Annotated in this window: 15 protein-coding genes and 2 pseudogenes; 10 read left to right on the top strand and 7 right to left on the bottom strand. The window is 69.5% G+C overall.

Annotated features, from left to right (window positions below):
* Positions 1-276: pseudogene (locus tag KGQ19_RS21335) on the bottom strand (SAM-dependent methyltransferase); the annotation flags it as partial.
* Positions 277-606: 330 nt separating this feature from the next.
* On the opposite strand from KGQ19_RS21335, the gene rpsA reads away from it, so the two are divergent.
* The 5 genes and pseudogenes from rpsA to KGQ19_RS52870 all read left to right on the top strand — a co-directional run bounded on the left by rpsA (position 607) and on the right by KGQ19_RS52870 (position 6751).
* Positions 607-2088: a 30S ribosomal protein S1 gene (gene rpsA / locus KGQ19_RS21340; protein ID WP_212010970.1), complete on the top strand. Its 1482-nt coding sequence runs from the start codon at positions 607-609 to the stop codon at positions 2086-2088.
* Positions 2089-2192: 104 nt separating this feature from the next.
* Entirely contained in the window at positions 2193-3455 is a 1263-nt protein-coding gene (locus KGQ19_RS21345; RefSeq protein ID WP_212010971.1) for an MFS transporter, read from the top strand.
* Positions 3448-4470 carry a TolB family protein gene (locus KGQ19_RS21350; RefSeq protein ID WP_212010972.1) on the top strand — a complete coding sequence of 341 codons (1023 nt, stop codon included), beginning with the start codon at positions 3448-3450 and terminating at the stop codon, positions 4468-4470. Before KGQ19_RS21345 ends, KGQ19_RS21350 begins: the two co-directional genes overlap by 8 nt.
* 111 nt (positions 4471-4581) lie before the next feature.
* The gene (locus KGQ19_RS21355; RefSeq protein ID WP_212010973.1) at positions 4582-5517 is read left to right on the top strand and encodes a hypothetical protein; all 936 of its coding nucleotides are present in this window, start codon (positions 4582-4584) and stop codon (positions 5515-5517) included.
* 261 nt (positions 5518-5778) lie between these two features.
* Positions 5779-6751, top strand: a pseudogene (locus KGQ19_RS52870) (IS630 family transposase).
* 15 nt (positions 6752-6766) lie between these two features.
* Here the strand turns inward: KGQ19_RS52870 and KGQ19_RS21370 are convergent.
* Positions 6767-7006 carry a hypothetical protein gene (locus KGQ19_RS21370; RefSeq protein ID WP_212010975.1) on the bottom strand — a complete coding sequence of 80 codons (240 nt, stop codon included), beginning with the start codon at positions 7004-7006 and terminating at the stop codon, positions 6767-6769.
* Positions 7007-7937: 931 nt separating this feature from the next.
* On the bottom strand, positions 7938-8912 hold the full coding sequence (locus KGQ19_RS21375; RefSeq protein ID WP_212010976.1) for an oxidoreductase: 975 nt from the start codon (positions 8910-8912) through the stop codon (positions 7938-7940).
* 167 nt (positions 8913-9079) lie between these two features.
* Between KGQ19_RS21375 and KGQ19_RS21380 the strand changes: the two genes are divergently transcribed.
* Positions 9080-9634: a TetR/AcrR family transcriptional regulator gene (locus KGQ19_RS21380; protein WP_212010977.1), complete on the top strand. Its 555-nt coding sequence runs from the start codon at positions 9080-9082 to the stop codon at positions 9632-9634.
* A gap of 59 nt (positions 9635-9693) precedes the next feature.
* On the opposite strand, the gene KGQ19_RS21385 is transcribed toward KGQ19_RS21380, so the two are convergent.
* Entirely contained in the window at positions 9694-10290 is a 597-nt protein-coding gene (locus tag KGQ19_RS21385; RefSeq protein WP_212010978.1) for a CGNR zinc finger domain-containing protein, read from the bottom strand.
* 102 nt (positions 10291-10392) lie between these two features.
* On the opposite strand from KGQ19_RS21385, the gene KGQ19_RS21390 reads away from it, so the two are divergent.
* Entirely contained in the window at positions 10393-10854 is a 462-nt protein-coding gene (locus tag KGQ19_RS21390; RefSeq protein ID WP_212010979.1) for a nuclear transport factor 2 family protein, read from the top strand.
* Positions 10855-10865: 11 nt separating this feature from the next.
* Here the strand turns inward: KGQ19_RS21390 and KGQ19_RS21395 are convergent, their stop codons facing one another.
* Together KGQ19_RS21395 and KGQ19_RS21400 are read right to left on the bottom strand one after the other, a co-directional pair.
* Positions 10866-13169, bottom strand: coding sequence for an FUSC family protein (locus KGQ19_RS21395; RefSeq protein WP_212010980.1), 2304 nt, complete (start codon positions 13167-13169; stop codon positions 10866-10868).
* A gap of 141 nt (positions 13170-13310) precedes the next feature.
* Entirely contained in the window at positions 13311-14180 is an 870-nt protein-coding gene (locus KGQ19_RS21400; RefSeq protein ID WP_212011009.1) for an MmyB family transcriptional regulator, read from the bottom strand.
* Positions 14181-14303: 123 nt separating this feature from the next.
* On the opposite strand from KGQ19_RS21400, the gene KGQ19_RS21405 reads away from it, so the two are divergent.
* Genes KGQ19_RS21405 through KGQ19_RS21415 form a run of 3 tightly spaced genes read left to right on the top strand, consistent with a single transcriptional unit; the run spans position 14304 to position 16327 of the window.
* On the top strand, positions 14304-15116 hold the full coding sequence (locus KGQ19_RS21405; protein ID WP_212010981.1) for an SDR family oxidoreductase: 813 nt from the start codon (positions 14304-14306) through the stop codon (positions 15114-15116).
* 3 nt (positions 15117-15119) lie between these two features.
* Positions 15120-16046 carry an SDR family NAD(P)-dependent oxidoreductase gene (locus KGQ19_RS21410; protein WP_212010982.1) on the top strand — a complete coding sequence of 309 codons (927 nt, stop codon included), beginning with the start codon at positions 15120-15122 and terminating at the stop codon, positions 16044-16046.
* A 47-nt stretch (positions 16047-16093) separates the two neighbouring features.
* Complete coding sequence (locus KGQ19_RS21415; protein WP_212010983.1) at positions 16094-16327, top strand: tautomerase family protein; 234 nt, start codon at positions 16094-16096, stop codon at positions 16325-16327.
* A gap of 20 nt (positions 16328-16347) precedes the next feature.
* Here the strand turns inward: KGQ19_RS21415 and KGQ19_RS21420 are convergent, their stop codons facing one another.
* A complete protein-coding gene (locus KGQ19_RS21420) occupies positions 16348-17082 on the bottom strand; it encodes a cyclase family protein (protein ID WP_212010984.1) in 735 nt (244 codons plus the stop codon).
* Positions 17083-17161 lie beyond the last annotated feature (79 nt).

Here is a 17161-nt window from a genome sequence, read left to right on the forward strand (position 1 = left end):
GGCCCCCACCTCCAGCACCCGCTTGCCCGCCAACTCCGTCCCCAGCAGCCGCGCCTCGGCCTCGTCCAGCCCCTCCGGGCACCAGACAAACCGGGCATCGCCCAGGAACGCACCGTGTTCGGCCTGGTATTCGTCGGCGTTGGCGTCCCACCAGCCCCGGTTCGCCCGGATCGTGGCGGAATCTGACAGGTGACGCCGGGCCACTCGGACCGTATCGTTATCTTCGATTCCGGGGTCGCCGGTGTATTCCGGCGACTCTTCCGTCACATCGGTCACAGTGCGGGCATCCTTTCCGCGGCGGGTCGACTGCGGGTCGTGAGACGATCACGCAGGTTGAGACTGTAGCGGTGGGCCCGGCTCGGTGCCGTCGGCGCCGTGGGCCGACCCGGCGTCCCCGGTGGGGCCGGGTATCGGATTGACCACGCGTGCGTACGACCCGTATTCTGGGCGATGCGCTGCGGGCAGGTTCTGAATCTTCTTCGCTGGACACCCGATCCTCGTCGACCGTTCGGCTCTTGACTGGTGACGGACTTCTCCCAGCGCCGGCATCCCCAGCCGGTGGAGGCCGTCGCCCACAATGTGTCCGTATCCGGAGCCCCCTTCCCCATGACGAGCAGCACCGAGACCGCCCGAACGCCTCAGGTCGCCATCAACGACATCGGTTCGGCGGAGGAATTCCTCGCCGCGATCGACCAGACCATCAAGTACTTCAACGACGGCGACATCGTCGAGGGTGTCATCGTCAAGGTCGACCGGGATGAAGTCCTGCTCGACATCGGTTACAAGACCGAGGGCGTGATCCCGTCGCGGGAGCTCTCGATCAAGCACGACGTCGACCCGAACGACGTCGTCGCCGTGGGCGACCACATCGAGGCCCTCGTCCTCCAGAAGGAGGACAAGGAAGGCCGCCTGATCCTGTCCAAGAAGCGCGCGCAGTACGAGCGCGCCTGGGGCACGATCGAGGAGATCAAGGAGAAGGACGGCATCGTCACCGGTACCGTCATCGAGGTCGTCAAGGGTGGTCTCATCCTGGACATCGGTCTCCGTGGCTTCCTGCCGGCCTCCCTGGTCGAGATGCGCCGCGTGCGGGACCTGCAGCCCTACGTGGGCAAGGAGCTCGAGGCCAAGATCATCGAGCTGGACAAGAACCGCAACAACGTGGTCCTGTCCCGCCGTGCCTGGCTGGAGCAGACGCAGTCCGAGGTCCGCCAGAACTTCCTCACCACCCTGCAGAAGGGCCAGGTCCGCTCCGGCGTCGTGTCGTCGATCGTGAACTTCGGCGCCTTCGTGGACCTGGGCGGCGTGGACGGCCTGGTGCACGTCTCGGAGCTGTCCTGGAAGCACATCGACCACCCCTCCGAGGTCGTCGAGGTCGGCCAGGAGGTCACGGTCGAGGTCCTGGACGTCGACATGGACCGCGAGCGCGTCTCGCTGTCCCTGAAGGCGACCATGGAGGACCCGTGGCAGACCTTCGCCCGCACCCACGCCATCGGCCAGGTCGTGCCCGGCAAGGTCACCAAGCTGGTGCCGTTCGGCGCGTTCGTCCGGGTGGACGAGGGCATCGAGGGCCTGGTCCACATCTCCGAGCTGGCCGAGCGCCACGTGGAGGTCCCGGAGCAGGTCGTCAACGTGGGCGACGAGATCTTCGTCAAGGTCATCGACATCGACCTGGACCGCCGTCGCATCTCGCTGTCCCTGAAGCAGGCCAACGAGGGCCTGACCGGCGACATCGAGACCGACCAGTTCGACCCGGCGCTGTACGGCATGGCCGCCACCTACGACGACCAGGGCAACTACATCTACCCCGAGGGCTTCGACCCGGAGACCGGCGAGTGGCTCGAGGGTTACGACGCCCAGCGTGAGGTGTGGGAGCAGCAGTACGCCGACGCGCACACCCGGTACGAGTCGCACCAGAAGCAGATCGCCGAGGCCCGCAAGGCCGACGCCGAGGCCGGTGTCCAGGAGAACGCCGAGGGTGCGCCCTCGTCCTACTCCTCGGGCGTGGTCGAGGAGAGCACCGGCGGTGCCCTGGCCTCCGACGAGGCCCTGGCCGCGCTGCGCGAGAAGCTGTCCGGCGGCCAGAGCTGAGCTGTCCGGGAAATCCGGAGGCTGAGCTTCACCGCTTTGTAACAGCATCGAGCTGAAATACCCCGTCTGCCTTGTGCGGGCGGGGTATTCGCTATTGTTTCGACGTGTATTTGACGGGATCCAGAACCGCCAAGCGCATCCAGGAAACCAGGAGCACGCGGGAGCGGGTCCCGTTCAACGTCAAGATGCTGGGCACCGTGAGCCTGCTGACGGACGTCTCCTCGGAGATGCTGGTCGCGGTGGTCGGCTACTACTTGCTCAACGTCCTCCACGAGACCCCGACGGCGATCGGGTTCCTGGACGGCCTCTACAACGGCATCCCCGCGCTGCTCGCCATCCCGGCGGCGTACCTGTCCGACCGCTGGCAGCGTAAGAAGCTCCTCGCGGGGATCGGCTACGGCGCCTCCGCGGTGACCAAACTAGGGTTCCCCGTGGTCGGGCCCTCCTTCGGCGGACTGAGCGGGCTCCTCAGCGCGGACCGCTTCGGCAAGGGTCTGCGTTCCGCCCCGCGCGACGCACTCATCTCCCTGTCGTCCCCGCCGCAGATCCTGGGCCGCTCGTTCGGCGTGCACCGCATGCTCGACAACATCGGCGCCGCCACCGGCCCGCTCATCGCCTCCTTCGTCCTGCTGTGGACGACGAAGTTCGGCACGGAGCGTAAAGCGTTCGACGCCCTGTTCATCATCTCCTTCTGTGTCGCGGCCATCGGCCTGGTGGTGTTCTGCCTCTACGTGGCCGACCACAAGGACGAGTTGCGGGAACGTTCCGAGACGTCGCTGCGCGCGGCCTTCGGACTGCTCCGACAGGTGTGGTTCATCCGTACGGGGATCGCTGTAGCGCTGTTGGGACTCGCATGGGTGAGCGACACCTTCGTGTACCTGACGCTCCAGCACCGGATGGCCCTCAGCGCTTCCGAGTACGCGTTGCTCGCTACCGGCACCATGGGCATGTTCGTCCTCATGGCCATCCCCGTGGGCCGCCTCGCGGACCGCGTGGGGCGCTGGAAGGTGTTCGTCGTCGGGCACCTCCTGTTGGTCGTCGCTTATGCGTTGCTGGCTACGAACGTCCCTAACGGATTCCTTTTGGTCTCCGCACTCCTGCTTCCCGGCATCGCCTACGCGGCCACTGACGGCGTACTGATGGCCTATTGCGGCCCGCGCATCCCGGCCGCGCTGCGTACCTCCGGGCTCGCGGTGATGCAGTCGATCGGTGCGGTCGCCGGGTTCGTGTCGTCCGTCGCGTTCGGCACGGCTTGGTCGCACACCGATCCCAAGACCGTCATGCTCTGGTTCTCCGGTGCCATGGCCGTCGCCATCACCGTCTCCACGCTCCTGGTGTCGCCGTGGAAGGACAGCTCCGATGGCTGAGGCCGGGGCGGAGCTGCCCCGCGACAACCGGGCCAAGATCCTGATCTCCTCGATCGCGGTGCTGCTGGTGGTCGCCGTGGCGGCCGGGGTGACCGCGTTCCTGGGGCGCTCGACGAAGCGGGCCGGCATCAGCGGCGGCTTCACGGTCGCCGCCGGGCAGCTGACGTACCGGTCGATGGTGCAGGGTCCGGACTTCGGCAAAGTCGTGGAGCTCCCCACCGGGGCGGCGTCGAACGCGGTGCCGATGGTTTCCAGCGTGCAGTGCGAGCGGTCCTATACGGCTTCCGGCGTACTGCTCTGCCTCCAGTCCGAGGGCAACCTCATCAGCCAGCCCTATGCGGAGGTCTACAACAGTTCTTTCAAACAGATCAAGAAGCTCGCGATCACCGGTACGCCGAACCGTGCGCGGCTGTCTGCAGACGGTCGTATGGCCGCCTGGACGACCTTCGTAACCGGGGACTCTTATACGCAGCCCGGCGCATCTACCCGCGCATCGATCCTGGACCTTAAGACGGGGGCGTACGTCGACTCTCTAGAGAACTTCAACTCCTACGTGGACGGGAAGCTCTATAAGGCGGTCGACATCAACATCTGGGGCGTCACCTTCACCGCCGACGACAACACCTTCTACGCCACGATGGGCAGCAACGGTAATACGTGGCTCATGAAGGGCGACTTCAAGGCGCAGACGCTGACCTCCCTGCGAGAGAACGTGGAGTGCCCCTCGTTGTCCCCGGACGGGACCCGCCTGGTCTTCAAGAAGCGCGTCTCCGACGACATCCGCCACCCCTGGCGCTTCACCGTGCTGAACCTGGCCACCATGCAGGAGACCCCGCTGGCCGAGACCCGCAGCGTCGACGACCAGGCGGCGTGGCTGGACGACAACACCGTCATGTACGCGGTCCCGCACGACGACGACCCCGGGAGTGACCTGTACGCTGTGCCCGCCGACGGCACCGGCGTGCCGCGGCTGCTCGCCCCCAACGGGATGTCCCCGTCCGTCACCTCCGGGTGAGGCGGGGGAGCGGGGCCCGGGGCCGCGGAGGGCATGCCGCGGAAGCCCAGGGGGTGCGGAGCCGGTCCGAAGGCTTCTCGTCGCGCTCACCGATTCGATAGGTTGCCAAGCATGCGGACCCTTACGACCCCGGCCCCGGTTCCGGGCCCGGCCTCGGCACGCCGGACCCTGACACGCATATCCGCGCTCGGCCTCGCCTGCGCGGCGGCCCTGGCGCTGGCCGCGTGCTCCGGCGGCGGCTCGTCGAAGAAGGGCTCGTCGAGCACCAGCACCGCCGCCGGCTCGTTCCCCGGCGCCCAGTCGTCCAGCTCGGCGAGCCCCCAGCCCAGCTTCGACCCGGCGGCCGGCCCCACGATGACCCCGGCCCAGCTGCCGAAGAACTGCGACGGCCTGGTCACCGACGCGGACATGCAGCTGGCCCTGGGCAACCCGGTGAACGGCGGCGACTACTTCCAGCCCTTCCAGCCGACGGCCGCCAAGCAACTGGGCCGGGTGGTGTGCCAGTACGGCATCGTCCAGGACAGCACCGGCAAGATCACCAGCAACCAGATCGAGATCCAGCTGGCCATCTACGCCGACGCCGCCACCGCCCAGAGCCACGGCGCCGCCACCGTCGGCACCCTGGCCGGCCAGGGCGACCAGTACGCGCCGATCTCGGTAGCCGGGCACCCCGCCACCTACGTCACCGAGGCAGGCAAGGACGCCATCCTGGTGATGTACGACGGCAACCGCACCTTCCTGATCACCACCCAGGAGGCGCTGATCAAGGGCGACGACGCGAAGAACTTCACCCTCAAGATCGCCGAGGCGCTGTACAAGCACACCACGCCGACCCCGCCGCCCACCACACCCAGCACCGGCGCCCCCGGCGCGAACACTGCCCCCGGCACCCCGGCCTCAGGAGCCCCCAGCGCACCCGCCGGACAGCCCTCCGCGCCAGCGGGGCAGCCTTCAGCTCCGGCAGGTCAGCCCTCCGCCCCAGCCGGACAGCCCTCGGCTCCGGCAGGTCAGCCCTCCGCCCCGCCGAGCTCCGCACCCGCTGACTAACGGCTCGGTGCCAGTAGTAGGCAACCTGCTGCCCTTGCCGGTCAGCTGCCGCTTCGGCCGGACAACCTTCGATGTCGCCCAGCTCGGCGCTTGCCGGGCAAGCTCCTCGCCTGCCCGGGCAGCCTCCTGCTCTGGCCCGATCGGCTTTCCGTGCCGGCCGGCTTGGGGCTCGCCGGGCACGGGCTAGTGCCGCGTCAGGCAACGTTCGCCCTGTCGGTGTGGTGAGTCCCGCCGCCAGGGTAGATGTATCAGACTTGGTTGATGGCGGAACGGGTTCAGGTTCGCGAGATCGATGACGACGAGGGTGGTCGGCTGTTGCGGATAGTGCGGCGGGGCACCGGGTCGGTGGTGACCTGGCGTCGGGCGCAGATGGTGTTGTTGTCGGCGCAGAGGATGTCCGTAGCGAAGATCGCGAAGTCCAAGCCGGTCGAGCACGCACTACCGTTCTCGACCTGGAGCCTGTCCAGACTCGCGGACTTCCTGGTCACCGAGGGGTGGTCGACGACATCTCCCACGAGGGCCTTCGGGTCCTGCTCCGTGACGAAGGCGTCTCCTTTCAACGCATAAAGACCTGGAAGACCTCCAAAGACCCTGATTACGCGACGAAGAAGGCCAGAGTCGAGCACCTGTACGCGATCGCCGACGGCGAGGTGATACCAGAGCTCGGCGAACCGGCGATCGTGTTCTGCCTGGACGAGTTCGGGCCGCTCAACCTCATGGCACTGGGCCGAGCGCGGCGGCAGGCACAAAGACCCTGACCGGAAGCCGCGCCCGCGACGCCGGGCCACCTACAACCCGCAACGACGGGGTCCGGCACCTGTTCGCGGCCTACGACCTGGCGCGAGACCACCTGTTCGGGCACGTCAAGCCTCGCAAGAAGCGCACGCAGTTCCTGGAGTTCTGCCGTTCCTTGCGCACCCTCTACCCCGCCGACGTGCGGATCGCGATCGTGTGCGACAACTTCTCCCTGCACCTGACCACCAAGCGGTGCCGCCGAGTCGCGGACTGGGCTGAGGCTAACAACGTCGAGATCGCCTACACCCCGACCAACTCGTCATGGCTCAACCGCATCGAAGCCCAGTTCACAGCCTTGCGCTACTTCGCACTGGACGGCACCGACCACCGTAGCCACAAGGAGCAGGGCAGCATCATCCGGCGCCACATCATCTGGCGGAACCGTCATGCCGACGATGCCTGCCTGCGGAAGATCGTCAGCCGGGCCAACGTTGCCTGACCGGCGAGACAGGACTCACGTGCCAGGTAGATACGCCTCACCGGACTGTGGATCCCATATGGCCAGCTGGTACTTCTTGGCGAGATCCTCGATGGTCGCGATCGCCTGAGTGTAGCGGGAGAAGCTCAAGCACATGAACACGTGGTCGATACCGACCGCCAGCGGCGTTGACATCCACGGCGAGTCGGGGCCGTAAGGCGCACCGATCGGGGAAGACCGCTCGAAGTCCCTCGTAGAACCCGACGATTCGATCATCAAATTCTCCCTCGACATGGCTTCCCGACTGACAACGCTCAAACATGGTCCGGACAGCCAAAGCGTCGGCTGACTCGTCCATTGCAAAGACCGCGAGATCGAAACTCACAGACGCCATCATCCACGGTCAACACACAGCCGGCCCACAGGGCAGACGTTGCTTGCTACGGCACTAGCCACCGACCCGCCGCCACACCCTTACCGGCAGCCGTACCAACCAACCGGTGTCCTCGGACCCTTCGATTGCCATTCTTCCGGTCGGTTTTCGGTTCGTTCCCCTCGGTCGCGTCGGCAGGGCTTCGCCTACAGTGCCGGTGGCCGGGGGTCAAGTTCGCGCTATCAAAAACCGCCGCCTACCTGCATGTCCGCCGCGCGCGGACTTTACCCCCGGACACCGGTGCTGTACCCCCCGGGCTGACGACGCGACCGAGGGGAACGGACCGCACCACCCCACAAACCACAGCCGCTGAGACTCACCCAGCCACCCGAGGGAACCGCGCTAGTTTCCCTGAGGTTGCCGAGGCCCGCCGGAGGCCCGGCCCTTCATCATGGGTTTGACCTTGATCTTGCTGTTGATCTTGCTTGTGCCCTTGCTCCGACTTGCCGGAGTTGAAGAGGCCTGAGGTGCGCCGGGGTTGTGAACGCGAAAACCGGCAGCCGACAAACACACCCACCACCCCGAACCCCGAACCGGCACAACTATGACCGAAGGCCGTAAAAAGCTTTGAAATCCACAGACTAACCGCAACCTGGCCCGCAAACTCCACCCCCCAGCAAACTCCACCGCCAACGGATCCCGCCCGCCGACCGGCACATCGCGAACCACATCGCGGACTCCCGCCCGAGCAAAGCGCGAACTCCCAGGCAAACGTTGCCTGACACGGCACTAACGACTAACGACTAACGACTAACGACTAACGACTAAGAGGTCTTAGGCGCCGGCTATCCGATCTCCGACAGCAAACGAGTACTCGACCCCGGTCAGCCGCTCCGATTCCGCCCAAAGGCGCCGCTGCGCCTGCGCGTCGTGCGATGAGTCGCTGGATGCCAGTAGCGTCGGCCGGCCCCTGAACTCGTGCCAGCCGTCGGGGCCGTAGTACTGGCCGGGTTCGGCGGTGGGGGCGGTCGCGGCGCGCAGGATTGGCAGGGCGCCCTTTTCGGTGCTGTGGGTGATCGGCAGGGCCAGGCCCCAGTGGCGGCCTCGGAACAGGGGCGGCATGGTGCGGTTGAGTTCGCTGCGGGCGCCGCCGGGGTGGGCTGCCAGTGAGGTGGTCGCGGCGGCGTGGGTGGTGAGGCGGCGTTGGAGTTCGTAGGCGAACATCAGGTTCGCGAGCTTGGATTGGGCGTAGGCGGCGATGTGCCGGTAGTGGTGGTCGGACTGCAGGTCGGCGAAGTCGATGCGGCCTTGCTTGTGCGCGGGGCTGCTCACGGTGACGATCCGTGATCCGGTGGTGCCGAGCATGCGGTCCAGGAGCAGGCCGGTGAGGGCGAAGTGGCCCAGGTGGTTGACGCCCAGGTGGGTCTCGAAGCCGTCCATGGTGCGGCCGGCGGGCTGCCACATCACACCGGCGTTGTTGATCAACAGGTCGATGCGCGGGTAGCGGTCGCGGATCGCTTTCGCGGCGGTGTGGATCGAGGACAGTGAGGCCAGGTTCGTCTCCTCGACGTCGACTTCGACTTCCTCGACAAGCCCGGACCCGGCTGCGGATGGGTGCGGGGGCGTGGCCCGGATTTGGGCCGCGGCGTCGGCGGCCTTGCGCGGGTCGCGGCAGGCCAGGACGGTGACGGCGCCGCGCCAGGCCAGCGCCCGGGCGATCTGGAAGCCGACTCCGGTGTTGGCGCCGGTGACGACGGCGATGCGGCCGCTTTGGCCGGGGATGTCTTGTTCGGTCCAGCGACTGGTCATGGTGGGCATTCCCTCGGGGAGGACGGCCGGGTCGGGCGGACGCGCAGGATCCGGGTAGTATCGGGACGGGCGTCCCGCTTACTCCTTCGACTATCCGGGATGGCTGTCCCGGTTGTCAACGGGGACGAGATGGCCACGGTCAGGGAACCGGCGACAAGGAGAGCTGCATGCGCGCCGACGCCGAGCGCAACCGGGCGCGGATCCTGGATACCGCGATCGCCGCCTTCGCGGCCGAGGGCCTGGGTGTGTCGGTCCACGAGATCGCCAGGCGCGCCGGGGTCGGGACGGGCACCGTCAGCCGCCACTTCCCCACCAAGGACGCGCTGTTCGAGGCGATCGTTGCCGACCGCGTCGGCCGCATCGTGGACCGGGTCCAGGCCCTGGCCGAGTCGCCGGACCAGCGAGAAGCCTTTGTCGAGTTCCTGACCATCCTGACCGAGGAGGGCGCCGCGAACGTCGGCATCGCCCAAGCCTTCGCCGGGGCCGGTTACGACATGGACGCGGCCGCGACCGCGGGGGGCTACGACTTCGACGCGGCGATGGCCGCCGCCCTGTGCCGAGCCCAGGAGGCGCACGTGGTGCGGGCCGACGCGGACGTCGCCGACATCAAGGCACTGATGGTGAGCTGCATGAGCCGGGGGTCGGCCGACCAGGCCACGCGCGCGCGGATGATCGACATCGTCGCCCGGGGGCTGCGGCCGCCGGAGTCCGCCACCCAGTGAAGGGCGAGAGGCGGTCAAGACGTCCCGCGCGGCAAAGCGGCAGGACGTCCACAGGACCGTCAGCGCGCTGAGCGCACCTTGTCGTAGTGCCGCGCGGCGCGAACCCGGTTCCCGCAGGTCACCGAGCACCACTCCCGCCGCGGGTGCGTCTTCACGAAGTAGAGCACGCAGCCCGGCGCGTAGCAGGCCCGCAGCTTGTCCGCCTCGGGGCCGCCCAGCAACGCGATCGATTCGTCCGCCACGCGCGCCAGGGCCGCGGTGATCGCGGAGCTGTCGCTGGAAGAGGTCGCCCGCAGCACTGCGCCGGTCATCGCGATGCGGGGCGCCGGCAGGTGGGCGACGGCATCGTTGACGTCCCGCACCGCGGCCTCGACGTCCCCGGCCGCCGACCGCGCGGCGTCGCGCTCGTCGCCGGTCACGTGCGCCGCGAGCCGCCGCACGGCATCGCGCAGCCGCCGGGCCAGGGCGAGCTCGGCGCCGGTGGCGCCGCGTCCGGCGCGGTCGAGGTCGACGGCGTCGAGCCAGGCGGTCAGGTCTTCAGCGGTGGCCAGGTCATCATGAACACCGGCCACGTCGGCCCAGATCGTCGCCATCAGCCGAACCGGCAGGGCCTCCTCCGGCAGCATCCATTCGCGCTCGCTCACCGCCTCGTCCATGGGGCGAGTTTATCACGGATAAGCCGCCTTGCATCCGTGAGAAGGCGATGCTAAACCTGGTCCTGGAAGGGCTAGCGAAGCTTTGTTTGAAAGGACCCTGCCATGTCCGAGTCTCGACCCCCGTTCCCGCCCTTCGACCTGGAATCCGCTCTCCAGAAAGTCCAGGCCGCCGAAGACGCGTGGAACACCCGCGACCCGCACAAAGTCGCCCTCGCCTACACACCGGACTCGATCTGGCGCAACCGTGACGTCCACGTGGTGGGCCGGGCGCAGATCGTCGAGTTCCTGACCGCCAAATGGGAGCGCGAGCAGGACTACGCGCTGCGCAAAGGCCTGTGGGGCTTGCGGGGCAACCGCATCGCCGTCCGATTCCAATACGAGTGGCACGACGCCGAGGGCCAGTGGTGGCGCAGCTACGGCAACGAGCTGTGGGAGTTCGACCGGGCCGGGCTGATGAGCCGCCGCGAGGCGTCCATCAACGACCGGCCGATCGCCGGATCCGACCGGCGGGTGTTCGGCCCGCGCCCGGAATCAGAGCGCGGGCTCGACTTCCCGCTTTGGTGAGCCGGCCCGGCTCAGCGCAGGACGGCTTCCTTCGCCGCGGCGGCGATGCCGGGCTGGAGGCGGCGCGCGACGTCGACGTGGTCGCCGGTCCAGATGACCCGGACCGCCGCGGCCGTGGCCTGTCCGTCCCGGTCGACCAGGTCGGTGCGGACCGAGTCCACGAGCCGGGCGGCCGACTCCGGCAGCAGCGGCACCGGCGCCGGGATCGGGGTGCTGCCGCCGAGGCTGTCGGCCAGGCCCTGGTACCAGCCGGTGACGCTGTCCGCCGCTTCCAGGATCGCGCTGTGCGCGGCGCTCTGGTCGGCTTTGGGCCGGGTCCGGCCGCTGTTCTGCCACAACGCGACCACCGAGTCGGCCGCCAGCCGGAGCCCGACGACACCGGTGACCAGCGTCGTGGTGTCGGCCAGCGACAGCGGCTTGGCGCCGCGCTCGGCGAGGTAGGTGCGGTAGGCGTCGTCCAGCCGGCGTGCCGAGGCCGCTGCCTCCCGGCTCTGCGCCGCCACGGGTTCGGCGGCCGGCAGCCCGGCCTTGCCGGCGTCGCAGTGCCCGAGGGCGTAGGCGACGGCGCCGGACAGGTAGCGGGCGCTGTCGGTGTAGGCCTTGGCCAGCGCCTTGTCCACGGCCGCGGCGGCACCGCGCGGCCAGAAGAACAACGCCACCACGACACTGACCCCGCAGCCCAAAGCGATGTCCTGGATCCGCAGCAGCACGATGTGCCAGTCCGGGTTCTGCCCGATGTTGAACAAGATGACCAGGGTGACGGTAAACGCGGCCTGCCCGGCGGTGAAGGAGATCGCGGCCGGGGCGATGCCGGCGATGAGGATCGCGATCGGCAGCAGCACCCACAGCACGGTGCCGTGGTGCCCGATCAGTTGCAGCATCCCGGCGCCGATGATCGAGCCCAGGACCGTGCCCAGGACCGCCCGCATCGCGTTCTGCCCGGTGTTCAGAGCGTTGGAACGCAGCACCGACAGGGTGCCGAGCAGCACCCAGAACGAGTGCTGGACGCTGGTCAAGTCGGCCAGCAGGATCGCGATGGCCAGGCCCACAGCGCCACGCAGGCTGTTGTGCAGCCACACCGAGTTCCAGCCCAGGTGCGCGCCGGCCCGTTCGCGGGCCGAGGTGAGCGGCTTGGTCAGGGCGCCGGGTTCGCGGCCCAGCAGCCGGTCCGGCCAGCTGCGCTGGAAGGCCTGCGCGGCCAGCGAGACGTTCTCGGCGATCTGCACGACCGCGAAGCCCAGTTCCAGGGCCCGGAAGGAGAAGTCGAGCGTGGAGATGAACGTGTACACCTCGTCCGGGCTTTCCCCGACCGGCTGGTCCACCGGCAGCCGGGCGGTGGAGGAGGCCTCCATCGCGGCCAGCGCCGACTGCAGTTCCCGCACGCCCGATCGCAGCGGGCTGACATCGCCCCGGAAATCGGTGAGCAGGTCGGCGGCGCGGTCCAGGACCTCGGCGGCGGCCAGCCGGGCGGTGCGGGCGGCCGGGTCGCAGGCCGGCGGCTGCTCGGTGTAGTCGGGCCGGTCGGTGAGGATCGCGGACAGCCAGGTGAGCTCGTCCACCAGGCGGACCAGGGTCCGCGAGGACGTGGACAGGCCGGTGGGCCGGTAGGGGGTGGCGTCGAACATCCGGCGCAGGTCGGCGTTGGCCGCGGCGGTCTCATCGGCGGCGATCTGGCAGGCCCCGAGGTTGAAAGTCCGGTGGCCGCCGGTGGCCGAGGCGTCGGCGCGCAGCAGTGCGGCGGCGGCCCGGCACACCCGCGCGGCCGGGCCGCTGAGCGGGTCGGCCGCCGGCCTGGGCCACAGCAGCGTCACCGCCGGCAGCGCCGCCGCGGCGGCCAGCCCGGCGCCGATGAGCCGGTCCGGGAGCTGGTCCAGCGGCACCGGGGTGGCCACCGGCAGCACGAACGCCAGCAGCAGCGCCGTGGAACTGCCGGCCAGCACCGAGCTGACCACGCCGGAGAACAGCACACAGAACGCCACCACCAGCGTGGCCAGCACCGACAGCCAGGTCACCCGGGCCACGACGGTGCCGAGGCAGATCAGCACCGCCCAGGCCACGGCCAGCGCGAACTGCGCACGCAGCCGCTGGATCAGCGTGCCGCTGAAGTCGACCAGCAGCAGCATCGAGAACGAGCCGAACGCGGCGAAACTCGCCATCGTCGGCGAGTGGAACACCTGCGTGCACAGCGCGAACAGCGCCGGCATCACCACCGCGGTTCGCCCCGCGCGCCGGGTGGCCGCCAGCGCCGGATCGTGCGCACGCAGCCACCCGACCAGCGCCGACACGCGCTGTCCAGACCAGGCCCCCAACGACATCTACACCTCCGGTGAGCACGTCGGCGGGCTCAGTCGGCTACAAGATCGCGCCCCACCGCGCTCCATTGTGTATCACGGCCGGAAGCTCTGGCCCAGGCCGGAGGCCAGATCAGTGCCCATTTTCAAGATCAGTGCCCAATTTCAAGATCCTGGCCCGATTTCGAGAGCCTGGTCCGATTCAAGATCCTGAATCCCGAGAACCGACAACAATTCCAGTTTCTCCACCGCGTCGGTCCCGGCCACCGGGCTGAACCACAGCAGGCGCTGGCTGCCGTCCTCGCTGAGCAGGTTCAGGCAGTTGACGTCGATCACCCCGAGCGCGGGGTGCACGATGCGCTTGGCGTCCAGGCGGCGCACGGCCACATCGTGCCGGCGCCACAGCTCGGCGAACTCCGGGCTGCGCTCCAGCAGCTCGGCGACCAGGCCCTGGGACTCCTCGTCGTTCCTGCCGCGCCGGGCCACGGCCGCCCGCAGGTCCGCCACGAAGCTCTCGGCGTGCCGGTCGTGGTCCTGCGGCGGATACAGGCCGCGCGCGGCCGGGTCGGTGAACCAGCGGTAGACGAAGCCGGCGCGCGGCGAGGTCCCGGGCGGCGGCGGTCCGAGCAGCGCGGCGGCCAGGCGGTTCTGCACCAGCACCACGTGCAGGTCGGTGATCACCCGGGCCGGGGTGTCGACGAGCCGGTCGAGCAGGTCCAGCATGCCCGGGCTGACGTGCGCCGCGGCGCTGCCGACCGGCGGGACGGGGCGGCCGGCCAGGTGGTAGAGGTGGTCGCGCTCGTCGCGGGAGAGCCGCAGGGCCCGGGCCAGGGCGGCGAGCATCTGCTCCGAGGGCTGGGCGCCGCCGCGCTCGAGCTCGATGTAGTAGTCGACTGAGGCGCCGGCAAGCTGGGCCACCTCGTCGCGGCGCAGCCCGGGGACCCGGCGCCGCGGCCCGGATGGCAGCCCGACCTCACGCGGGCGGATCCGGTCGCGCCGGGATTTCAGGAAGCCTCCGAGTTCAGCGAGATCCACATCCCCAGTGTCCTTCATGCCCGGATCCGGAGCCAGGGGGTGGCGACCCCTGGGTAGACGGCAACTGGTTAGCGGCTGCGGGCGGGCGCAAGGTGGTGACGTCACCGAGAAACGGAGCACATCATGACCACAGAGAACAACGCGCAGGGCGCCTCGCAGGTCGCCGCGGCCACGAGCCCGGCCACGAGCCCGGCCGCGGACGACACGCGGGGCCGCGTCGCGATCGTCACCGGCGGTTCGCGCGGCATCGGCCGGGCCGTCGCCGACCAGCTGGCCGCCGAGGGCTACGCCGTGGTGCTCGCCTATGCCGGCCGTACCGACCTGGCCGAGCAGGCGGTCGCCGAGATCCAGGCCGCGGGCGGCCGGGCGTTGGCCGTGCAGGCGGACGTCGCCGACGAGGTGGCGGTGGCGGCCCTGTTCGACCGGGCCGAGGCGGAGTTCGGCGGGGTGGACGCGGTGGTGAACGCGGCCGGCCGGATGAAGCTGGCCACCATTGTCGATCTGGACCTGGCGGATCTGGACGACATGCACCGCACCAACATCCGCGGCACCTTCGTGGTGGCGCAGCAGGCGGCGCGGCGGCTGCGGGCCGGCGGCGCGCTGATCACGTTCTCGACGTCGGTGATGGGCACCAAGTTCCCCACCTACGGCGGCTATGTGGCCAGCAAGGGCGCGGTCGAGGCGCTGACCTTGGTCCTGGCCCGTGAGCTGCGGGGCCGGGACGTGACGGTCAACGCCGTGGCGCCCGGGCCGACCGCCACGGACATGTTCCTGGACGGCAAGGACGACGAGCTGATCGCGCGGCTGGCCGCGCAGTCGCCGCTGGAGCGGCTGGGGACGCCGCAGGACATCGCCTCGGTGGTGGCCTTCCTGGCCGGGCCGCGGGGGCACTGGGTCAACGGTCAGGTGCTGCGGGCCAACGGCGGGATGGTGTGAGCGATGAGTGAGGGCAAGGTCGAGAGCGCTGTAAAAAGCAAAGTCATCGTGGTCACCGGTGCCTCCTCGGGCTTCGGGAACCTGGCCGCGCGGGCGCTGGCCCGGGCCGGGGACGTCGTCTACGCCGGGATGCGGGCCACCGGGGGCCGGAACGCGCCGCGCGTGGCGGAGCTGGCCGAGTTCTCCGCCGCGCAGGGGGTGGATGTGCGCGGCATCGAGATGGACGTGCAGGATCAGGCCTGTGTCGACGCGGCGGTCGCCCGGATCGCCGAGGAGCAGGGCCGGCTGGATGTCGTGGTGCACAACGCCGGGCACATGGTGCTCGGGCCGGCCGAGGCGTTCACCCCCGAACAGCTGGCCGAGCTGTATGACATCAACGTGCTGAGCACGCAGCGGGTCAACCGCGCGGTGCTGCCGCTGATGCGGCGTGCCGGGTCGGGGCTGCTGGTGTGGGTGGCCAGTTCCAGCACCCGGGGCGGGCATCCGCCGTTCCTGGCGCCGTACTTCGCGGCCAAGGCCGCTATGGACGCCCTGGCCGAGAGCTACGCGGCCGAGGTCATCCGGTACGGCATCGACACCGTGATCGTGGTGCCCGGCGCCTACCCGTCCGGCACCAACCACTTCGCGCACGCGGGCCTGCCGGCCGATGCCGAACGGGCCGCGGAGTACGACGGCGCGTACGGGGAGCTGCGCGATCAGCTGGCCGAGCGGCTGGCCGGGCTGTTCCCGGCCGGGCGGGAGGTCGAGGAGGTGGCCGAGGCCATCGTGGACGTGGTGGGCCGGCCGGCCGGGAAGCGTCCGTTCCGGGTCCACATCGATCCCAGCCGGGACGGCAGCGACGTCGTGTCGACCGTCAGCGACCGCATCAGGGCCGAGTTCTACCACCGCATCGGAATCGCCGACCTGCTCCCCGAGCAGGCCAGCCGCTAACAGACCAGCCGTTAACAGACCAACCGTTAACAGAGACGAGATCAGACATGCCATTCGCGAATTTCAAAGTCCCGGCCGGCACCCTGGACGCCGAGCAGAAGGCGAAGATCGTGCACCGCACCACCGAGCTGTACGTCGAGATCTACGGCGAGCGCGCCCGCGGCGGGACGATGGTGCTGGTCGAGGAGGTCGCCGACGGCGGCTGGGGCATCGGTGACCAGGTGCTGACGCTGGCGATGCTGCAGGGCGGCGCCGGGCAGGGCTCCGGGGACGAGGGCTAGCCGGTGCGCCCTGATCGGGCCTACCGCTGGTCGCCGACGAGCGCGTAGGCCCGCACCGGGAAGGACCCCATGCCCTGGACGGCCGGCGGCACGGCGGAGAAGCGGAAGCCGTACGGCGGCAGCTGTTCCAGTCCGCGCAGGTGTTCCACGATGGGGATCCCGGCCTCCAGCAGCGCGGTGTGCGCGGGGCGGGTGCCGTCGGCGGCGTCGTCGATGTTCAGCGAGTCGATGCCGACCAGCGCGGGCCGCTGCTCGACCAGCCAGGCGGCGGCCTCGGCGGTGAGGTACGGGTGGCCGTGGCCGTAGCGGTCGGTGCCGAAGTGCCGGTCCCAGCCGGTGTGGATCAGGACGGCCCGGCCGGTGAGGTCATAGGGCAGGAACACGCCGCGCTCGATGGCGCGTTCGGCCGCGCCGACGACCCGGACCACCAGCGCGTCCAAGTCGGCGAGGCGCGACAGCTGCACCGCGGCGATGTCGTCGCCGCCGGCGAAGCGGTGGAACGGGCTGTCGACGTAGGTGCCGGTGTTGGCGAGCATCGAGATGCGGCTGAAGGAGAACTCGGTGCCGGGCGCGTAGCGCTCACGGGACTGCTCCCGCGAGAGGTACTCGCCGATCTCCGGGCCGGGCAGCCCCGGGAAGGTGACCATCCCGTCCCGGATCACATGGCTCAGGTCGACGATCCGTTGCCCGGGCCCGGCCTGGGGCTGGGCCTCGGCGTCGAACTCGACGCGCCACTGCTCGCTGCTCTCGCTCATCCCTCGATGATCTGTAATGCAGCAGTTCAGCACAAGCCGGAGCTATGGCCGGGGCCCGCGCAGCCGCCGGCGGGCCGTC

The organism is Catenulispora pinistramenti (assembly GCF_018274385.1).
Classification (GTDB): Bacteria; Actinomycetota; Actinomycetes; order Streptomycetales; family Catenulisporaceae; genus Catenulispora; species Catenulispora pinistramenti.

Bases quoted from the DNA above. Each gene is read 5' to 3' on its own strand.
- rpsA (WP_212010970.1), top strand. From the start codon at position 607: ATGACGAGCAGCACCGAGACCGCCCGAACGCCTCAGGTCGCCATCAAC.
- KGQ19_RS21350 (WP_212010972.1), top strand. From the start codon at position 3,448: ATGGCTGAGGCCGGGGCGGAGCTGCCCCGCGACAACCGGGCCAAGATC.
- KGQ19_RS21355 (WP_212010973.1), top strand. From the start codon at position 4,582: ATGCGGACCCTTACGACCCCGGCCCCGGTTCCGGGCCCGGCCTCGGCA.
- KGQ19_RS21370 (WP_212010975.1), bottom strand. From the start codon at position 7,006: ATGATCGAATCGTCGGGTTCTACGAGGGACTTCGAGCGGTCTTCCCCG.
- KGQ19_RS21375 (WP_212010976.1), bottom strand. From the start codon at position 8,912: ATGACCAGTCGCTGGACCGAACAAGACATCCCCGGCCAAAGCGGCCGC.
- KGQ19_RS21380 (WP_212010977.1), top strand. From the start codon at position 9,080: ATGCGCGCCGACGCCGAGCGCAACCGGGCGCGGATCCTGGATACCGCG.
- KGQ19_RS21385 (WP_212010978.1), bottom strand. From the start codon at position 10,290: ATGGACGAGGCGGTGAGCGAGCGCGAATGGATGCTGCCGGAGGAGGCC.
- KGQ19_RS21390 (WP_212010979.1), top strand. From the start codon at position 10,393: ATGTCCGAGTCTCGACCCCCGTTCCCGCCCTTCGACCTGGAATCCGCT.
- KGQ19_RS21395 (WP_212010980.1), bottom strand. From the start codon at position 13,169: ATGTCGTTGGGGGCCTGGTCTGGACAGCGCGTGTCGGCGCTGGTCGGG.
- KGQ19_RS21405 (WP_212010981.1), top strand. From the start codon at position 14,304: ATGACCACAGAGAACAACGCGCAGGGCGCCTCGCAGGTCGCCGCGGCC.
- KGQ19_RS21410 (WP_212010982.1), top strand. From the start codon at position 15,120: ATGAGTGAGGGCAAGGTCGAGAGCGCTGTAAAAAGCAAAGTCATCGTG.
- KGQ19_RS21415 (WP_212010983.1), top strand. From the start codon at position 16,094: ATGCCATTCGCGAATTTCAAAGTCCCGGCCGGCACCCTGGACGCCGAG.
- KGQ19_RS21420 (WP_212010984.1), bottom strand. From the start codon at position 17,082: ATGAGCGAGAGCAGCGAGCAGTGGCGCGTCGAGTTCGACGCCGAGGCC.